This is a genomic window from Enterococcus sp. DIV1314a (genome assembly GCF_051713805.1).
Lineage (GTDB): Bacteria > Bacillota > Bacilli > Lactobacillales > Enterococcaceae > Enterococcus_I > Enterococcus_I aquimarinus.
The window spans coordinates 1,444,306-1,460,072 of record NZ_JBIOQP010000001.1 but is presented as its reverse complement, the minus strand read 5'-3'; the positions used below and the strand labels follow the sequence as shown (position 1 = coordinate 1,460,072).

General features: G+C 35.3%; 15 protein-coding genes. All 15 read right to left on the bottom strand.

Annotation, left to right across the window (positions count from 1 at the left end):
• Positions 1-122 precede the first annotated feature (122 nt).
• The 15 genes from IGI68_RS06885 to IGI68_RS06815 all read right to left on the bottom strand — a co-directional run bounded on the left by IGI68_RS06885 (position 123) and on the right by IGI68_RS06815 (position 15,672).
• Positions 123-1,100, bottom strand: coding sequence for a LacI family DNA-binding transcriptional regulator (locus tag IGI68_RS06885; RefSeq protein WP_438731718.1), 978 nt, complete (start codon positions 1,098-1,100; stop codon positions 123-125).
• A 144-nt stretch (positions 1,101-1,244) separates the two neighbouring features.
• Positions 1,245-2,663: a hypothetical protein gene (locus tag IGI68_RS06880; protein ID WP_438731715.1), complete on the bottom strand. Its 1,419-nt coding sequence runs from the start codon at positions 2,661-2,663 to the stop codon at positions 1,245-1,247.
• Between the two features lie 256 nt (positions 2,664-2,919).
• Positions 2,920-3,549 carry a hypothetical protein gene (locus IGI68_RS06875; RefSeq protein WP_438731712.1) on the bottom strand — a complete coding sequence of 210 codons (630 nt, stop codon included), beginning with the start codon at positions 3,547-3,549 and terminating at the stop codon, positions 2,920-2,922.
• A 276-nt stretch (positions 3,550-3,825) separates the two neighbouring features.
• A complete protein-coding gene (locus tag IGI68_RS06870; protein WP_438731709.1) occupies positions 3,826-4,116 on the bottom strand; it encodes a hypothetical protein in 291 nt (96 codons plus the stop codon).
• 91 nt (positions 4,117-4,207) lie between these two features.
• Positions 4,208-5,311 (bottom strand): UTP--glucose-1-phosphate uridylyltransferase GalU, encoded by a 1,104-nt coding sequence (gene galU / locus IGI68_RS06865; protein ID WP_438733234.1) that lies wholly within the window; start codon positions 5,309-5,311, stop codon positions 4,208-4,210.
• A gap of 33 nt (positions 5,312-5,344) precedes the next feature.
• A complete protein-coding gene (rfbD, locus tag IGI68_RS06860) occupies positions 5,345-6,190 on the bottom strand; it encodes a dTDP-4-dehydrorhamnose reductase (protein ID WP_438731706.1) in 846 nt (281 codons plus the stop codon).
• Positions 6,191-6,239: 49 nt separating this feature from the next.
• A complete protein-coding gene (gene rfbB, locus IGI68_RS06855) occupies positions 6,240-7,268 on the bottom strand; it encodes a dTDP-glucose 4,6-dehydratase (protein WP_438731703.1) in 1,029 nt (342 codons plus the stop codon).
• Positions 7,269-7,281: 13 nt separating this feature from the next.
• Positions 7,282-7,854 carry a dTDP-4-dehydrorhamnose 3,5-epimerase gene (gene rfbC / locus IGI68_RS06850; RefSeq protein ID WP_438733232.1) on the bottom strand — a complete coding sequence of 191 codons (573 nt, stop codon included), beginning with the start codon at positions 7,852-7,854 and terminating at the stop codon, positions 7,282-7,284.
• A 9-nt stretch (positions 7,855-7,863) separates the two neighbouring features.
• Positions 7,864-8,733: a glucose-1-phosphate thymidylyltransferase RfbA gene (gene rfbA / locus IGI68_RS06845; protein WP_438731700.1), complete on the bottom strand. Its 870-nt coding sequence runs from the start codon at positions 8,731-8,733 to the stop codon at positions 7,864-7,866.
• A gap of 407 nt (positions 8,734-9,140) precedes the next feature.
• Positions 9,141-10,247 carry an EpsG family protein gene (locus tag IGI68_RS06840; RefSeq protein WP_438731697.1) on the bottom strand — a complete coding sequence of 369 codons (1,107 nt, stop codon included), beginning with the start codon at positions 10,245-10,247 and terminating at the stop codon, positions 9,141-9,143.
• A gap of 17 nt (positions 10,248-10,264) precedes the next feature.
• The gene (locus tag IGI68_RS06835; RefSeq protein ID WP_438731694.1) at positions 10,265-11,710 is read right to left on the bottom strand and encodes a flippase; all 1,446 of its coding nucleotides are present in this window, start codon (positions 11,708-11,710) and stop codon (positions 10,265-10,267) included.
• Between the two features lie 13 nt (positions 11,711-11,723).
• A complete protein-coding gene (locus tag IGI68_RS06830; protein WP_438731691.1) occupies positions 11,724-12,284 on the bottom strand; it encodes an acyltransferase in 561 nt (186 codons plus the stop codon).
• The gene (locus IGI68_RS06825; protein ID WP_438731688.1) at positions 12,268-13,527 is read right to left on the bottom strand and encodes a rhamnosyltransferase WsaF family glycosyltransferase; all 1,260 of its coding nucleotides are present in this window, start codon (positions 13,525-13,527) and stop codon (positions 12,268-12,270) included. Before IGI68_RS06825 ends, IGI68_RS06830 begins: the two co-directional genes overlap by 17 nt.
• Positions 13,528-13,543: 16 nt before the next feature.
• Entirely contained in the window at positions 13,544-14,404 is an 861-nt protein-coding gene (locus IGI68_RS06820; protein ID WP_438731685.1) for a glycosyltransferase, read from the bottom strand.
• Between the two features lie 95 nt (positions 14,405-14,499).
• On the bottom strand, positions 14,500-15,672 hold the full coding sequence (locus tag IGI68_RS06815) for an IS256-like element IS256 family transposase (protein ID WP_438731682.1): 1,173 nt from the start codon (positions 15,670-15,672) through the stop codon (positions 14,500-14,502).
• Between the last annotated feature and the right edge of the window lie 95 nt (positions 15,673-15,767).

Genomic DNA, 15,767 nt, shown 5'->3' with positions numbered 1-15,767 from the left:
ACCTCCGTATTTTAATCAAAAATGAAACGTTTCATTTTTATAATATAAACAACGAACTTCAAGTTGTCAACCTTTTTTCAGAAAGGTTACCACTCGAAGTTCGTTCAGCTTGAATCTCTATTTTATTGCTTCGTCGTCATACCCACTTGATACGTGACCGGTAAAATGGTTTCTAACGGTGTCTCTTTTTTTTCGATGATGTTCATTAAAGACTTCACCGCAGCGGCCGCCATCGCCGGAATCGGTTGGCGAATACTCGAAAGCATTGAAGGAATATTCGTCGATTGTTGACTACCATCAAAGCCAATCACTTGGATCTCTTCCGGCACGCGAACATTATTTTTCTGCAGTAAATTCAACACTTCATAGGCCTGTTCATCATTGACCACAAAAATCCCATCGACCCCTTTACTGATAATCGTTTCTTGCACCAGTTCGGGCAACTTTTCATTAAATTCATGGTGATGCCCTTCATAATAAATAATCTCCGCTTCAAGCCCATGCGTTTGACAATACGCTTGAAACCCGCGATAGCGATCCCTTGTCGAATTATCATAAATCGAGCCATAGCCAATAAACGCCAATTTCGTCGCGCCCGCTTGGATTAACTTTTCAGCCGCAAGCCCTCCCCCAGCAAAATTATCACTCATAATCGTGGGAATCTTCTCTGAAAAATACCGGTCAATACTGACAATCGGCAACGCACTCGAAATATACTCATCGACATTACTATACGTTAAGGCAATCAACCCATCCACCTTATTTTGACGCGCCATTGAGATATACGCGATTTCATTTTCATAATTATTTTGCGTATTACACAAAATTAATTTAGACTGATAATGCCGCAACTCAGTTTCAATATGAAACGCTAATTCACTAAAAAAAGGATGCCAAATCGTTGGCACAATTAACGCAATCGTATGAGTCCGATTCGTTCTTAAGCCCGTCGCATACTCATTTTTTTCATAATTCAGCGCTTGAATCGCCTGTTCAATCGCAAGCGTCGTTTTTGCTTTTAACTTCCCGCCATTCAAATATTTTGAGACACTGCCTACCGAGACATCCGCTAGTTTTGCCACATCCTTGATTGAAGCCATCTTTTTTCTCCTTCATCCACACTTGATATACCTAAGAATACCATTGCTGGGCAGATTGCTCAAATGAAGTTGGGAAAGAGATGATAAAAAATAGTAGAAAGATTATTAGTAGGATTGGATGATTTCTAGTGGAAGTCAAAAATCCTACCCACCCCCAAACTTCCTACGCTCCACCACCCAATTAAACAACGGGATGAGGCGATCAAAATAGTCGATTTGACCGGATTGTTGGTATTGGACTAATAAATCTTGAATGAACTCGATGCAGTCTTCCCACTGTGCTTGTCGAATGAAACTTGCAAGTTGAGCGTACTCTGGAAGAGATGAGGGGATCGTACGCATTTGGCTAGCACCACTAAGATCTTGGATGGTGAACTTGGCATAGTACGGATGACCTGATTCACGTTCGCGGAGATAACCGTATTCTTCGACTTTTTTCAAATAGTGATAAATCACTTTAGTCAAATCCGGAACGCCTCGATAATCCGGAATATCTTTGGTGTAAACCAAATCAAATAGCAGCCGGTCCTTGAACTCCATTTTAACCTTCTTCTGAATATATTTAACGGAGACGGGATATGTTCGATCTTTGAACAGCGCGATTTTATTGTAAATATGACGATAAAAAAGATAGGATTGCCATACACGACGGTCACAACCAAACACGATTTCACCTGGGATTGGAATGTTTAAGTATTCTGGTATCTTACGGCTTGATAGGTTCATCCCATTTGAGGCGATTTTCCATAATGGATCCGCTTCGAAAGTCTTTGCCCATGTTTGTCTGAGCGTTTCTTGATAGGCAGGATCAAGCAACACTTCGATTCGTTTAGCTTTTTCTTGACGCTTCGCTGCATTGATTTTTTCGAGTCGTTGTTTTTGTTCCTCGGCTTTTTGCTCTGCTAACGCTTCTTCTTGAAGTTGTTGCTGGTACGTCTGCTTGAGGACTGCTCTTTCTTTTTCTGCTAATGTATTATAAACCCACTGCTTATTGTCAGTAGCATGAATAATCTGGTTTCTCAACCAATCAGGATCGAAAGTCGTATCGAAAGTGGAGAGATTAATCTCTAACGTCGAGATTCCCAATTTCACTATTTTGGCGTATTTTATTTCGTCTATTCCATGCGTCACCTTTACTTCAATCATTAAGGGCCGTTGACGCTTATACGCTAGGATATCCGGTCTGATGTCATCCACACGATGTTCTAAGATGACATAGTCAAACGTCACCATCCGAGCTTTCGTTACTTCCTTATTAAGATGCTCGTAACTCGCAGTAACACTTGGTAAATGCAATTGTTTTTCTTCTTCAATGATTTCTTTTGCTTTTAAATGCAGCGCCGTCTCAACCGCATATTCACACTCATCGCCGCGATGATGCGCAAAACGCGGCGTAAAATCCTTTCGCGTCTTCGGTAACTTCGCTTGGAGCCTGACACCACAACTTGGACACACACAACGACAGCGTAACCCAGACTCACTTGGAATAATCTCAGAAATATGGACCAATCTTTCTGATTCCCCTTCTTGACGCAAGCCATAGGGTAGTTTCACCACATACAATCTTTCATACCTCCTCTTAGTTATAGATATAGAACATTCATTTAATACCTGAGGATACCTATATATATAAAACGCTTGCATATAATTAAAACTCAAATAAAATAATCTATTTAGTTTGATAAATCACAATAGTGAATTGAACTTGACTCAACCCACTATCTCTTCCAATCGCTCATAACCATCTTCCGTAAATACGACGTGACTAAATATCGCTTAAATGATTTCATTCATTACCTCTTTACAATCATTCCACAAATCACAAATCTTTATCTCTAAAATGCCATAGAATAACATCGATATCTCTAGGTCTCCAGCAATACTGATTCGAAAGTTCATTTAATTCGTGCGCTTTCTTTTTGAACTGCTCAATTAGATAAACAGCATCTTTTCTTTTGATATCTTGAGGATTAATTGCTTTAATGATTGCATCGTCTCGATATTCATCACATGTCAGTAAAGCACGGACAACCATCTCATCAACTGTACCGAAGTAACTCGGGAACAATAATGCTAACAGACCAGAAGCGCCAGCTACACCTAACCCATAAATCTCACCAGCTGCCTGTAATCCTAGTCTTGTCTTAGAGAGGTCAAAGCTAAATAATCCATCTTGGATTTCACGTAGTTCATTCATATCATTTTCATATTTTTTTAAAGAATTACGTGTAGACGCTAAGCGATGTTTTGCCGTATATTTCCATACAAAATAATCATCATGTAAAAAAGAGTAAAAATCCTCTACTGGTAAATGTTGGATATATTCAACATTTAATTTCGACATTTTCGTTTCGATCGAATTATCCCGTTCTGTTTCTTTTGTTGCTTCTGCTAATGCATCTTTCCAAACACTTATTTCTTTCGAATTCCAAATCTCATTAACTTTCATGTTCCTTCTCCTCCTATTTTTTTATATTGACGATACGAAAATAAATAATCAAACTGCTGTAATATGAATCATCGCATCGTTAATTTCCATTCTTATCACAGCTTTTTTGTAGAAACGGTTTCTCTATATGTTCAGTGCTAGTTAATATCTGTTTCTCCCATTTTATTAAAACGCTTCCAAAATAACTAACTACACAATAACTAGTTGAATTCTATCTCGAATCCAACTAGTTATTTCACTTTGATCTATAATTCACAAAATTGATTTGCATCTCACTCATCCCAAAATATCTTCCAAGCGTTCGTAACCATCTTCAGTAAACAAATACATTTGCTTTTGTCCATTGACCGTTGCGATCACGACTCCCATTACTTGACCTTCCTTCTTACGAAATGTCATCGGTAACTCACCAAAGAACTGCGAATCAAATGACGATGCAATAAAATCCTGTTGATTCAAATAAATCGTCCGAATAAAATTCAAGATATTTACTTTCACTTGATCCTCAAGACTCAATTCCTCCGACATCTTAAGTAGTCTTTTGACTTCTAGTTCTGAATAGCGCATAGAGTCTCTCCTTTTCTTCTATCCAATCAATAAAATAGAAGAAATCATCACAACTTATCTTCTTTACTTAAGAAGTGATGATTTACAAAAATTATATTCTATCCAATAACCCTTTTAAATAAATTTTTAACTCATCTTTTATCTCAGGATGTTTCAAGCCATACTCAATATTAGCTTCTAACATTCCCATTTTATTCCCGACATCATACCGTTTCCCTTTAAACTCATGCGCAAAAACACGTTGCGTTTTGTTCAACGTATCAATCGCATCAGTCAATTGAATCTCGCCCCCAAGACCCGGTTCTTGATTTTCTAAAATCTCAAAAATTTCGGGTTTCAACAAATAACGACCGGTAATGGCTAAATCACTAGGTGCATCTGCTGGTTTTGGTTTTTCGACAAAGTGATTCACATCGTATAATCCAGGTGAAACTTCTTCATTTGGTGCAATCACACCATATTTGTCAGTATCCTCATGAGGGATCTGCATAACGGCTAAAGCCGAAGCTCTCGTTACATCATAGGTATTGATTAATTGCTTCGTCAGCGGAATCTCATCTTCCATGATATCATCGCCCAACATCACGACGAATGGTTCATTACTGACAAACGCTTTTGCTTGTAAAACAGCATGACCCAAACCTAAAGGACGTTTTTGACGAATAAAGTGAATATTAATACCTGTTGTTTCTTCGACTAAAGCTAATAACTCATCTTTTCCTTGAGACGCAAGACTTTGTTCCAGCTCCACATTCGCATCAAAATGATCTTCAATGGGAAGCTTTGCTTTACCCGTCACAATAATAATATCTTCAATCCCAGATTGAATCGCTTCTTCTACGATAAATTGAATCGTTGGTTTATCGATAATTGGTAACATTTCTTTTGCAATGGCTTTTGTTGCAGGTAAAAATCTTGTACCTAGAATGGCAGATTGACGGAAATTATTAGAATCAGCTTTCATTGTTAAGCGATAAACACCCACAATTTGGGGAGACTTTTTAATACTCATGTCAGCAATATGATCTTTACGAGTTCGATTAGCTTCGACAACTGCAGACATAATGTTTTGTGGGACATCTGCATAGTTTGCTAATAACTGTTTAGTGTCTTCGGGTAGACAATAACCTTCATAACCAAAAGAAGGATTATTATAATGTGTACCTATTCTAGGATCCAAACCAATACCTTCGATGATTTATTTGCTATCTAGACCTCTGATAGATGACTACTGAATATTATCCGATAGTAAGTTATTAAGTGCTTCCTTCCAATCAATTATCGAAAATCCCAATTCCTCACTCTTACTCAAATCCATAATGGAACGCTTCGGTCGAGTCGCTTTTTGTGGAAATTCTTCAGAGGTTACCGGGAGTACTTCAACATCAGTATTCTCTTTTAGAATTTCTTTCGCAAATTCATACCATGAACAAGATCCTTTATTCGATAAGTGATATACGCCATACGGTGCTTCTTTTTCCACAATAAATTGCATAAATTCGGCCAAGGTTCGCGTCCACGTTGGCCGACCTACTTGATCACTCACAATGGTTAAAGTCTTTCTATTTTCCGCTAATTTTTTCATGGTATAAACAAAATTCGACCCATATTGACCAAATACCCATGACGTTCTGATAATATAATAATTCGTTAACAGTTTTTCGATTACTTGTTCTCCCGCTAGTTTTGCTTTCCCATATTCATTTTGGGGATTCTTTGGCGAATCAACGGTATATTCACCTTCACCTAACAGTCCATCAAAAACATAATCTGTACTAATATAAACTAAAGTCGCGCCGACTTCCTTCGCAGCTAAAGCAATATTTTTCGTGCCATCGATATTGACAGCTTGATTCAATGCTTTCCCTTCATCCTCTGCTAAATCAACCGCTGTATAAGCCGCACAATGAAAAATGATACTTGGTTGAAGTGCTTGAACGAAATGTGCTACCTGTTCAGCATTGGTAATATCCAAATCAGCCATTGCAGTCCCCACATACTCAATCCCTTGTTCATCTAACAAATGACATAGTTCCATTCCTAGCTGACCTTTGGCTCCAGTTACTAAAATCATGGCTTTCATCCTTTCAAAAAAAGCAGGATTTCTCCTGCTACTATCGTTCTTATTGCCCTTGCTCTGCGTAAATTTGTTCGACCGCTTCTTTTTCTGCTTGCCACCATTGTTGATTTTCTTGATACCAAGCAATTGTTTCAGCTAATCCTTCTTCAAAATTAGTAAAAGAAGGTGTCCATCCCAATTCGTTGCGTAGTTTCGAAGAATCGATTGCGTAACGCAAATCATGACCTGGACGATCAACGACATGATCATAGGCATCTTTCGATTGATCCATTAACTCTAGTAATAATTCAATAACTTCTTTGTTATTTTTCTCACCATCGGCACCAATCAAATAGGTTTCGCCAATTTGTCCTTTCGTCAAAATCGTCCACACTGCAGAAGAATGGTCTTCGGTGTGAATCCAATCTCGAACATTCTTACCCTCACCATAGAGCTTAGGACGAATCCCACTCAAAATATTTGTGATTTGACGAGGAATAAATTTCTCGATATGTTGATAAGGTCCGTAGTTATTGGAACAATTCGATAAGGTCGCCTGTAAGCCAAAAGAACGAACCCAAGCTTTTACTAACAAATCAGAACCGGCTTTCGTTGCTGAATAGGGACTAGACGGATTATAAGGGGTCTTATCCGTAAATTTCTCGCCTACACCTTCTCCATTACCTGGTAAATCCTCTCTTAAAGGTAAATCGCCATACACTTCATCGGTAGAAACATGGTGGTATCGAACGTTATATTTACGGCATGCTTCAATCAAAGCATACGTTCCAATTAAGTTGGTTTGCACAAAAGGATACGGTTCTCTCAGCGAATTATCATTGTGCGATTCTGCTGCATAGTGAACGACAGCATCTGTTTTTGCGACTAATGAGTCTACAAGCGCCATGTCTGCGACGTCACCCACTACTAATGTCACACGATCTTCAGGAAGACCTGCTAAATTCTCTTTATTTCCGGCATAAGTTAATTTGTCTAAAACTGTCACATGGACTTCAGGATGATGATTCACGACATAGTGAACAAAATTAGAACCAATGAATCCTGCGCCACCTGTTACAATGATATTTTTCAATGTCTTCTTCTCCTTAAATCGTTCCATAAATAAATGGATTTTCATTTTCAAAAGATGCCAATGTTGGGTGTTGTTTGTCTTTTTCAGACAAAATCGCCTTCGATAAATCGAGCGGCCAATCAATTCCTAACGCCGGATCATCAAATGCAATACCCCCATCAGCTTCCGCATTATAATAGTTATCACATTTATATAAAAAATTCACGTTGGGCGTAAGTGTCACAAAACCATGCGCAAAACCTTTTGGTACTAACAATTGTCGTTGATTGTCAGCAGATAAAATATAGCCTTCGGACTTCCCATAGGTCGGGGATCCTTTCCGGATATCAACAATCACATCTAGGACTGCGCCTGAAACGACACGAATCAATTTTGTTTGTGCCGCTTCGCCTTTTTGGAAATGTAACCCACGAATGACACCTGCTTCAACAGATAATGAATGATTATCTTGCACAAAGTCAAACGTGATACCCACTTCGCTAAATGCTTCTTTCGAATAACTTTCGGTAAAAAAACCACGATGATCGCCAAAAACAGCCGGTTCTATAATTTTTACATCCATTAGTTTCGTTTCTGTTACTTTGATTTTTGCCATCTATTCTTCTCCCACCAATCGCAATAAGTATTGTCCGTATTGATTTTTCTTTAACGGTTGGGCTAATTGGATGACTTCTTCTTTGGTAATATAGCCCATACGAAAAGCAATTTCTTCTAGACAAGCGACTTTTAAGTTTTGCCGTTTTTCAATCGTTTCGATAAATAAGGACGCTTCAAGTAGTGATTCATGCGTACCTGTATCTAACCAAGCAAACCCTCGACCCATTAATTCAACTGATAAGTCGCCACGCTCTAAATAAGCTTTATTGATGTCCGTGATTTCTAATTCCCCACGAGGAGAAGGTTGAATCTTTTTTGCGATTTCAACGACATCATTATCATAAAAATAAAGTCCAGTTACCGCATAATTGGATTTTGGTTCTTCAGGTTTTTCTTCAATCGATAAAGCGCGCATTTCTTGATCAAATTCGACCACTCCAAAGCGTTCTGGATCATTCACATGATAACCAAAAACAGTCGCACCACTTTCTTTTTCAGCAGCTCGTTGTAAGATTTTCGATAAGCCACCACCGTAGTAGATATTGTCACCTAAAATCAAGCATACACTTTCTTCACCAATAAATTCTTCCCCAATAATAAAGGCTTGGGCCAAACCATCGGGACTAGGTTGAATCGCATACTCTAAATGAATCCCTAATTCTTTCCCATCACCAAGGAGTTCTTGAAATCTCGGCGTGTCTTGTGGAGTCGAGATAATTAAAATTTCTTTAATTCCTGCCAACATCAAAATCGATAGTGGATAATAAATCATCGGTTTATCATAAATCGGCATGAGTTGCTTTGAAGTTGCTTTTGTTAGAGGGTATAGGCGTGTGCCTGATCCTCCAGCGAGTATTATTCCTTTCATTTTGTTCCTCCATTTTTTTATCTATTAAATTTAATAACTAACCCATTTTTTTAGGAAATAGAATTGTATTTCAGTTCCTATATTTATTAATTGTATAACAACAAACTACATTATACTAGCTATACTAGAAACCTTATTCACATCATGGTCATTGAGTTAATAATCTATTTCAAATCGTCCCTCCTCAGGTATGATGAAATTATCGCACACAAGCAAAACTGACTTTTCTTGATATAGCTGTACTTTAAGAAACGTTATATCAACTTCAGTCTATTCTCTATTTTGGTATGGTAAACAACTATACCAAAATGTATAGAAGATTTTTATATTTGCCTTCCTACATGAATCAACGTACTTAATCCATAATATAGCAGGAATTACGTTACTGAATAGTTAACCAATATCTTTTAGATGCCATTTAAAAAAATATTATGTTTAAAAAACGGGCTTATAATAATTCGAATCTCGCTTAATAACAACGCCTCTACAACAAACCATGCACTTATAAAAACGACTACTAGAATCGAAAATAATGAAGTTTTACAGCTGTATTTTTTAGTTATTGCGAACATTATGAGATCTATGCAAAATATATTTCTAACCAATCTATAGTAATTAATCTGAATCAACGTAAACGGTAGCAGATAGCACGACAATAGATTTAGCCAAAGAACAGTTCTTACTATAGCTGCATCCTCTTTGCGATTTCTACTATTATTAACGTTACTTCTATTTACAATATACATTGAATAAAAGGATAATCCAATTGCTGCGAGATGCATTGAAATTGGAATAAGAGGTCCCCATCCGGTCTGTATACCACTATATTGGGCAACCCTAGTTTCATCAACAATACTAATAAAGCTGAGAATTGGTCCTAAAGCACTTCTAAACATAAAAAGAAGTACCGTAAATAACAAACCTACTGTCGCATGCATCTTAAATAATTTATTTTTATTATACTTCTTGCTGGGAATTAGAAGAAAGATAAAATAAACAATGAAACTACTATGTACAAAAAAAGCTCCTAAAAGTGCTGCTGAACACTTTACTTTCCAACCTCGCTTCTTATGACTCATATAGTAAAAAGCAAGGATCAAAAACGGTATCGCAAAAAAATTTCGTATTTGTATACCATCCATAAAAAGCATTATAGGAAAATATAAGAAAACAAAATAACTGATGTTAATCTTAAATCTTTTCAACAACTCATAAATAAAAAATATAGATATTGATGATACGATTATTCTATATTGATAAAATGTAAACCCTAGTCTGTGAATAAAGGCCATTGAACTAGTATAAATAATCTGATATAATCCTGTCGACTTAATTGTTGTCTCTGCACTGCTATAAATGTCCAAATAATTATAAAAATCAGGTCCATCGTTGTTTCCAGACCATAAGAATACAATGAATACGCCAGTTAAAATTAATAACCATTGCACATTTTTTTTTCGATTTCTAGCCAAATAATTCATGATTAACAAAACAAAATATGATAATTGCAGCAAGTTAATGATTCTCCTCCCTATTTTCTGTGACTTACATTAAGATTTGCTATCATTCCCCTTATCACGGAATTCTTAAATACATAAAGTACTACTAGGTAAGCAAATAATGCCGTAACTGCAGAAATAATTATTGAAACTAAGTCATTAATAACGGTATTCTGGATGAAGATACATATTACTAGTACACATATGCCTCCCGCAATATAGCTTAATAAGTCTTTAAACGACAGTAAAGATTGTGCTAACTTTCTTTTTTTTACATAAAGGAATCCCATAATTGCTACAATCAATTCTGAAAAAACTGTTGTTATCGAAGCACCGAGATAATTAAAACGAGATATGAAGAATAAGTTCAACACGATATTTACTATTGCACCGATTAATGTAATAATAAACACTTGCTTTTCATACTTTGATGTGATTAAAATACAGTTTGTAATAAAATAACCCATTACTGAAAATAAAACACCAATTGAAAGTAACATTAATGAAGTGAAGCCAATCACATATTGATCCCCACCCATCACAAACATTAGTGGCTTCGACAATGAAAATACTCCCACAGTTATGGGGACTGTTAGAACAAGTGTATACCCAAAAATACTTTTAAGAAATCTATTATATTTTTCGAACTCATTATTTCCAACCATTTCGGATAACCTAGGAATTGTCACTACAATCAGTGATGAAATTACTAATTTAATCACTGAGTAAATTTTACTAGACAATGAATAAACCCCTACAGAATAGTCATCCTTCATTAATCCAAGCATTGTTATATCAGAATTAACGTAAATCGTAATTGCAACAGCATTCGCAAATAAAATTAATATTGGCTTTATATGTAGCAAAATAGCCTTGTTGAATATAAATTTAAAATCTATATATTTATGAATATAAATAAAATTCAACATATTCGCTCCCGCAATAGCAATGACACTAATAACTGCATACATTAAATAATCCTCAGTGTTTTTCACGAAAAAAAACATTGCTATAATAGATAATCCTTGAATAATTACATATCTAATGGTTAGATATCTGTAGTCTTCATACACGACATTCACCCAGTCCATACCGACTGTATTGAAAATTATCACTAAACTTTGAATCAACATAATCTCACGATAAGGAGCAAATCTATTTATTGAAATTGTAATGAAAAGTAGTAGGTATGCAATAAGAGTTGATATTATATTAATGCTAAACATTTCGCTAGCAAATTTTGATATTTCGAATTTATTCCTTCTGCGTATGGAACCTTCTCTTACTGCATAGGTATTTATACCTAATGCAGCTAGCAGTACAAAATAACTCACAACTGAATTTGAGTAATTAATCGTTCCATATCTCTCTACCCCAAGTACTCTAGTAATATATGGTATAGTTATAAGCGAAAATAAAACTTGAGAACTTTGTTTTATACCATTTAATATACCATTACTTACCACTGTTTTTTTCATCAATATACATCCTCTACAGAATTTTTTTCACTATTTTAGCTGGATTACCGGCTACTACAGAATAAGATGCAACATCTTTTGTTACAATCGACCCTGCAGCTACCGTACAGCATTCCCCAATATGTACACCTGGAAGTATAACTACATTTTCACATATCCAACTATTTTTGCCGATAGATACGCTTCCTTTGCTATAAAGATCTCGTTCTGAAGGATGTATATTCATTTCTTCTAATTTATTTTGGCCATGTGAATGATCCGTAATAAAAACATTACTCCCCAAAAGACAATTATCACCTATTTTTATGGAATTAATTGCCCCTATATGGCATTTAGAATTAATCCTCACATCGTTACCAAATTCAATTGTTGGTGAAAATTTTACACCGTTAAAAGAATCCCACGCTTCAATTCTACACATAGAGCCAATTTTACAATTAGCTCCAATATGAACGTATTGAGGATTAAGAATTCTAATATCCCCAACAAACCTAGCATTTTCTCCAAAATAAGCTAGCTTACTACGTAGTATGAAATATCGAATTTTATATATTACTCTACTGAGAATCATCATTAATTATCTCTTTCTTTACATACTCTGCCAATAAATCAGTTGTGCTGGAAAAACTACCACCATCAAAGTATTCCTTATTGATACTAAATTCTGAAACATGTTTCTCATACTCATCACAAAGGCTACATAACTTTTGGTATATTATATTTGGATCACAGTTTTCTATTGAAACAATGTTATCATTAAATCCAGTTAAATCTTTATTCTCAAATTTATTTGTAATTGTTCTAATGCCAAAAGTTGACATTTCTAATGGTGGGTATGATGGGTGTGGCGAAACCATCAACGAAATGGCAGCATACGACTTTAACATAGTGTCTGCATAATCATTTAGTGATAATTTCCCTTTCGACTCTATGATATTATTCTTTAAATGTAAAGTTGACATAGAAGATCCAAGAGAATATATTTTCCATTCAGATGCATTCTTATATGTATCAGACCATTTACTTAATGCATACCTGATAATTTCAAATACGTTCCTATCCACCCTAGGTCTTCCATATATAAGTATTATCTTCTCTCTATATTTTTTTGCATCTGACGAAATAAGCTTTTGTTTCAATGCTTCATTTATTTCTGGTTCGAAGTTCACTTCATTACCAAAATAATAACCATGATTGTGAAAATACTCTTGCAAGAGTGAAGTATTAAAAACTGCATAGATACTTTCAGGTTTTTGTGTATATGTTCTCTCCGATAACACATATTCTGTAGACCAATTATAAAATGCGGGCTCAAAATCCTGAATCAGATAAATTAACTGTCGTTTTTCGATATCAAAATATTCTTTTTGCGCATCTAATAAATTTGAAATCGACGGAATCGTTGTCCAAAAAGTGCCAATGAAAAAATCATTAACCCCTATTTCTAGAACTCTACCTTCGTCAATAAAAATCAAGTCTTGACTCTCTTTCGACGAAGATATTTGATGAGTTTTATATGTAGACTTATTGCTATAAAATCCATTTAAAACGATTATTCGTATACTAGCATTTGCTTTATTTGCAATTTCATACATTACTTTCAGAGCGGTAGTAACCCCTCCATAAACGAAGTCTGCCTCGAATGAAGGTAAAAAAATGTTTATTCTCGTTTTTTTATCTTTAATAAATTCCCAATTAATGTATTTGATACTGTCACATTTAAAACTATTACCCTTGATTTTATTTAATAAAGAGTCATAAACTTTGGATATCCCCTTTGTATTTCTGAGAAAATATTTCAAATCAGACTTATTCATATCACAACATCCTCCCTCAATCTTTCTTTTTTTCTATGCGTATTAGTTGTATCCCATCTTTTATCCCTTTTAAAGAAGCAGAAATTTTGTTTTTCTTATCTTGCTCGAATAATATGATTAGTATTATAATTTTACCAACACTAAAAATTGTACCTATATTTATATTATTGTTTATTAAGAAATCACAATATAACTTATTCCTTACTATATAGTACTTCCTGAAAGCATTGTGATTGTGCAAATCTAAAGCAATAGGTCCCAAATAAAAAACTTTACCGTGTCCTATTGAATGTTCAATCTTGAGGTTAATATTCTGATAAATTTCAAAACCATTCTTTATTATTCGATTACAGAATTCAAAATCAACTCCATCAATAAATAAATCTTCTCTAAATCCGCCAACAGCATGCCATATTTCTGTATTAGTTAAGGCTCCCGATGTTATACATTTTCTTATACTAATCAATTTATCATCTGATTTAGCGCCTACTAAGGATGTTTTATCTACGACTTTTCGGTTGAAATCATATATCACTGGCGCAATCATTGCAGTTTTATCAGTATAAGATTCCCCTAATGCCACCTCTAAATAATTAGGTGGCACTATGGTATCCTGATCAAAAGTCGCCACCCAAGTATACTGATTCTGTTTTGAAAACTTCATTATTTGATTTAATGCTACTGCAATTCCTTTATTGCTATCATTCTCAATTAAGTCAACTGTGTCTGGGATTGTGCTTTTTATCTCTTCAATATTAGTAGAGTTGTTATCAGATATTATAAGCCTTGCATTTTCATTAAGTAACGTAGAAATGTTTCTCTTTAACACTTCAATATTTGGATTAAACGTTACTATTCCTACTATCACTTTTTGCATAGTCAATATCTCCTATTATTTTTTATCTAACTCATTTTAATTCTTAGTCAAGTCCAGACTCCTGTGTAAAATGCTATACAATGTTTTTACCATTTCTACTTATCAAAATTAATGTATTTTCTTGAAGAATAAATCCATTCATCATGCAGGTCCATAAGAACGGCTCCAATTAAGCGATTGGCTGATGTTTGATTGGGGAAGATGCGAATAATCTTTTCTCTTCTGCGTACTTCTTGATTCAGTCGTTCAATTAGATTGGTACTCTTTAGTCGATTGTGGGAATTTCCTTGTACGGTATATTGAAAGGCGTCTTCGAATCCATCATCCAATGATGCGCAAGCTTTTGAATATTTTGGTTGATCGATATAATCATGAATCAATCGATTCTTAGCCTCACGCGCTAAGTTAATATCTGTGAACTTAAAAATTCCTTTAACAGCTTCTCTGAAAGATTTTGAATTTTTTTTAGGAATGGTGGTAAAGATATTTCTTAGGAAGTGAACTTGGCATCTTTGCCAACTTGCGTTGGTGAAGGATTTTCTAATGGCAGAGACTAATCCTTTGTGCGCATCAGAAATAACGAGTTCCGTACCTTGTAAACCGCGTTCTTTTAGGTATTCAAAAAATGTTGTCCAGGTCTCTTCGCTTTCGCCACTTTGAATCATGAAGCCGATAATTTCACGGTCGCCATCTTTGGTTATTCCAATCGCTATATGACAGCTTTTTGAGAGTACTCGATTTTCTTCTCGTACTTTTATATAGAGTACATCGGTCATTAAGTAAGGATAATTTTTTTCTGATAATAAACGATTCTGCCACTCGTTAACCATAGTTTCTAGCTGTTCTGTTAAGCTAGAAACAAAGGACTTAGAGACGGATTTACCACAAAGTTCTTCCACAATTTTTGATACTTTACGAGTTGAAACGCCTGATACATACATTTCCAACATTGAAGCCATGAGGGCTTTTTCGTTTCGTTGATAACGTTCAAACACTGTGGGTGAAAAATGGCCATCACGTGTTCTGGGTACTTTTAATTCTAGCGTGCCTACACGTGTCGTAAAGCTGCGCTCATAATAGCCATTTCGTTGACTTTGTCGGTTTTCTGTTCGTTCATATTCTTTTGCTTGAATATATTCTGTTCGTTGATTTTCCATTAGTTGATTAAATACCGTTGTTAAAATATTTTTAGAAACGTCATCCTTTACAGAATATTCAATAATGCTTTGAATCTCTTCGCTTTTCAGTGTAAAATGTACTTGGGTCATGTAAAAGTCCTCCTGGGTATGTTTTTGTCGTTAAAAACATTGTACCGTAAAAGGACTGTTATATGGCCTTTTTACTTTTACACAATTATACGGAC

What these genes read in the sequence shown, in the direction of transcription:
- IGI68_RS06885 (WP_438731718.1), bottom strand. Translation starts at nt 1,100, where the DNA reads ATGGCTTCAATCAAGGATGTGGCAAAACTAGCGGATGTCTCGGTAGGC.
- IGI68_RS06875 (WP_438731712.1), bottom strand. Translation starts at nt 3,549, where the DNA reads ATGAAAGTTAATGAGATTTGGAATTCGAAAGAAATAAGTGTTTGGAAA.
- IGI68_RS06870 (WP_438731709.1), bottom strand. Translation starts at nt 4,116, where the DNA reads ATGCGCTATTCAGAACTAGAAGTCAAAAGACTACTTAAGATGTCGGAG.
- rfbD (WP_438731706.1), bottom strand. Translation starts at nt 6,190, where the DNA reads ATGATTTTAGTAACTGGAGCCAAAGGTCAGCTAGGAATGGAACTATGT.
- rfbA (WP_438731700.1), bottom strand. Translation starts at nt 8,733, where the DNA reads ATGAAAGGAATAATACTCGCTGGAGGATCAGGCACACGCCTATACCCT.
- IGI68_RS06835 (WP_438731694.1), bottom strand. Translation starts at nt 11,710, where the DNA reads ATGAAAAAAACAGTGGTAAGTAATGGTATATTAAATGGTATAAAACAA.
- IGI68_RS06830 (WP_438731691.1), bottom strand. Translation starts at nt 12,284, where the DNA reads ATGATGATTCTCAGTAGAGTAATATATAAAATTCGATATTTCATACTA.
- IGI68_RS06825 (WP_438731688.1), bottom strand. Translation starts at nt 13,527, where the DNA reads ATGAATAAGTCTGATTTGAAATATTTTCTCAGAAATACAAAGGGGATA.
- IGI68_RS06820 (WP_438731685.1), bottom strand. Translation starts at nt 14,404, where the DNA reads ATGCAAAAAGTGATAGTAGGAATAGTAACGTTTAATCCAAATATTGAA.
- IGI68_RS06815 (WP_438731682.1), bottom strand. Translation starts at nt 15,672, where the DNA reads ATGACCCAAGTACATTTTACACTGAAAAGCGAAGAGATTCAAAGCATT.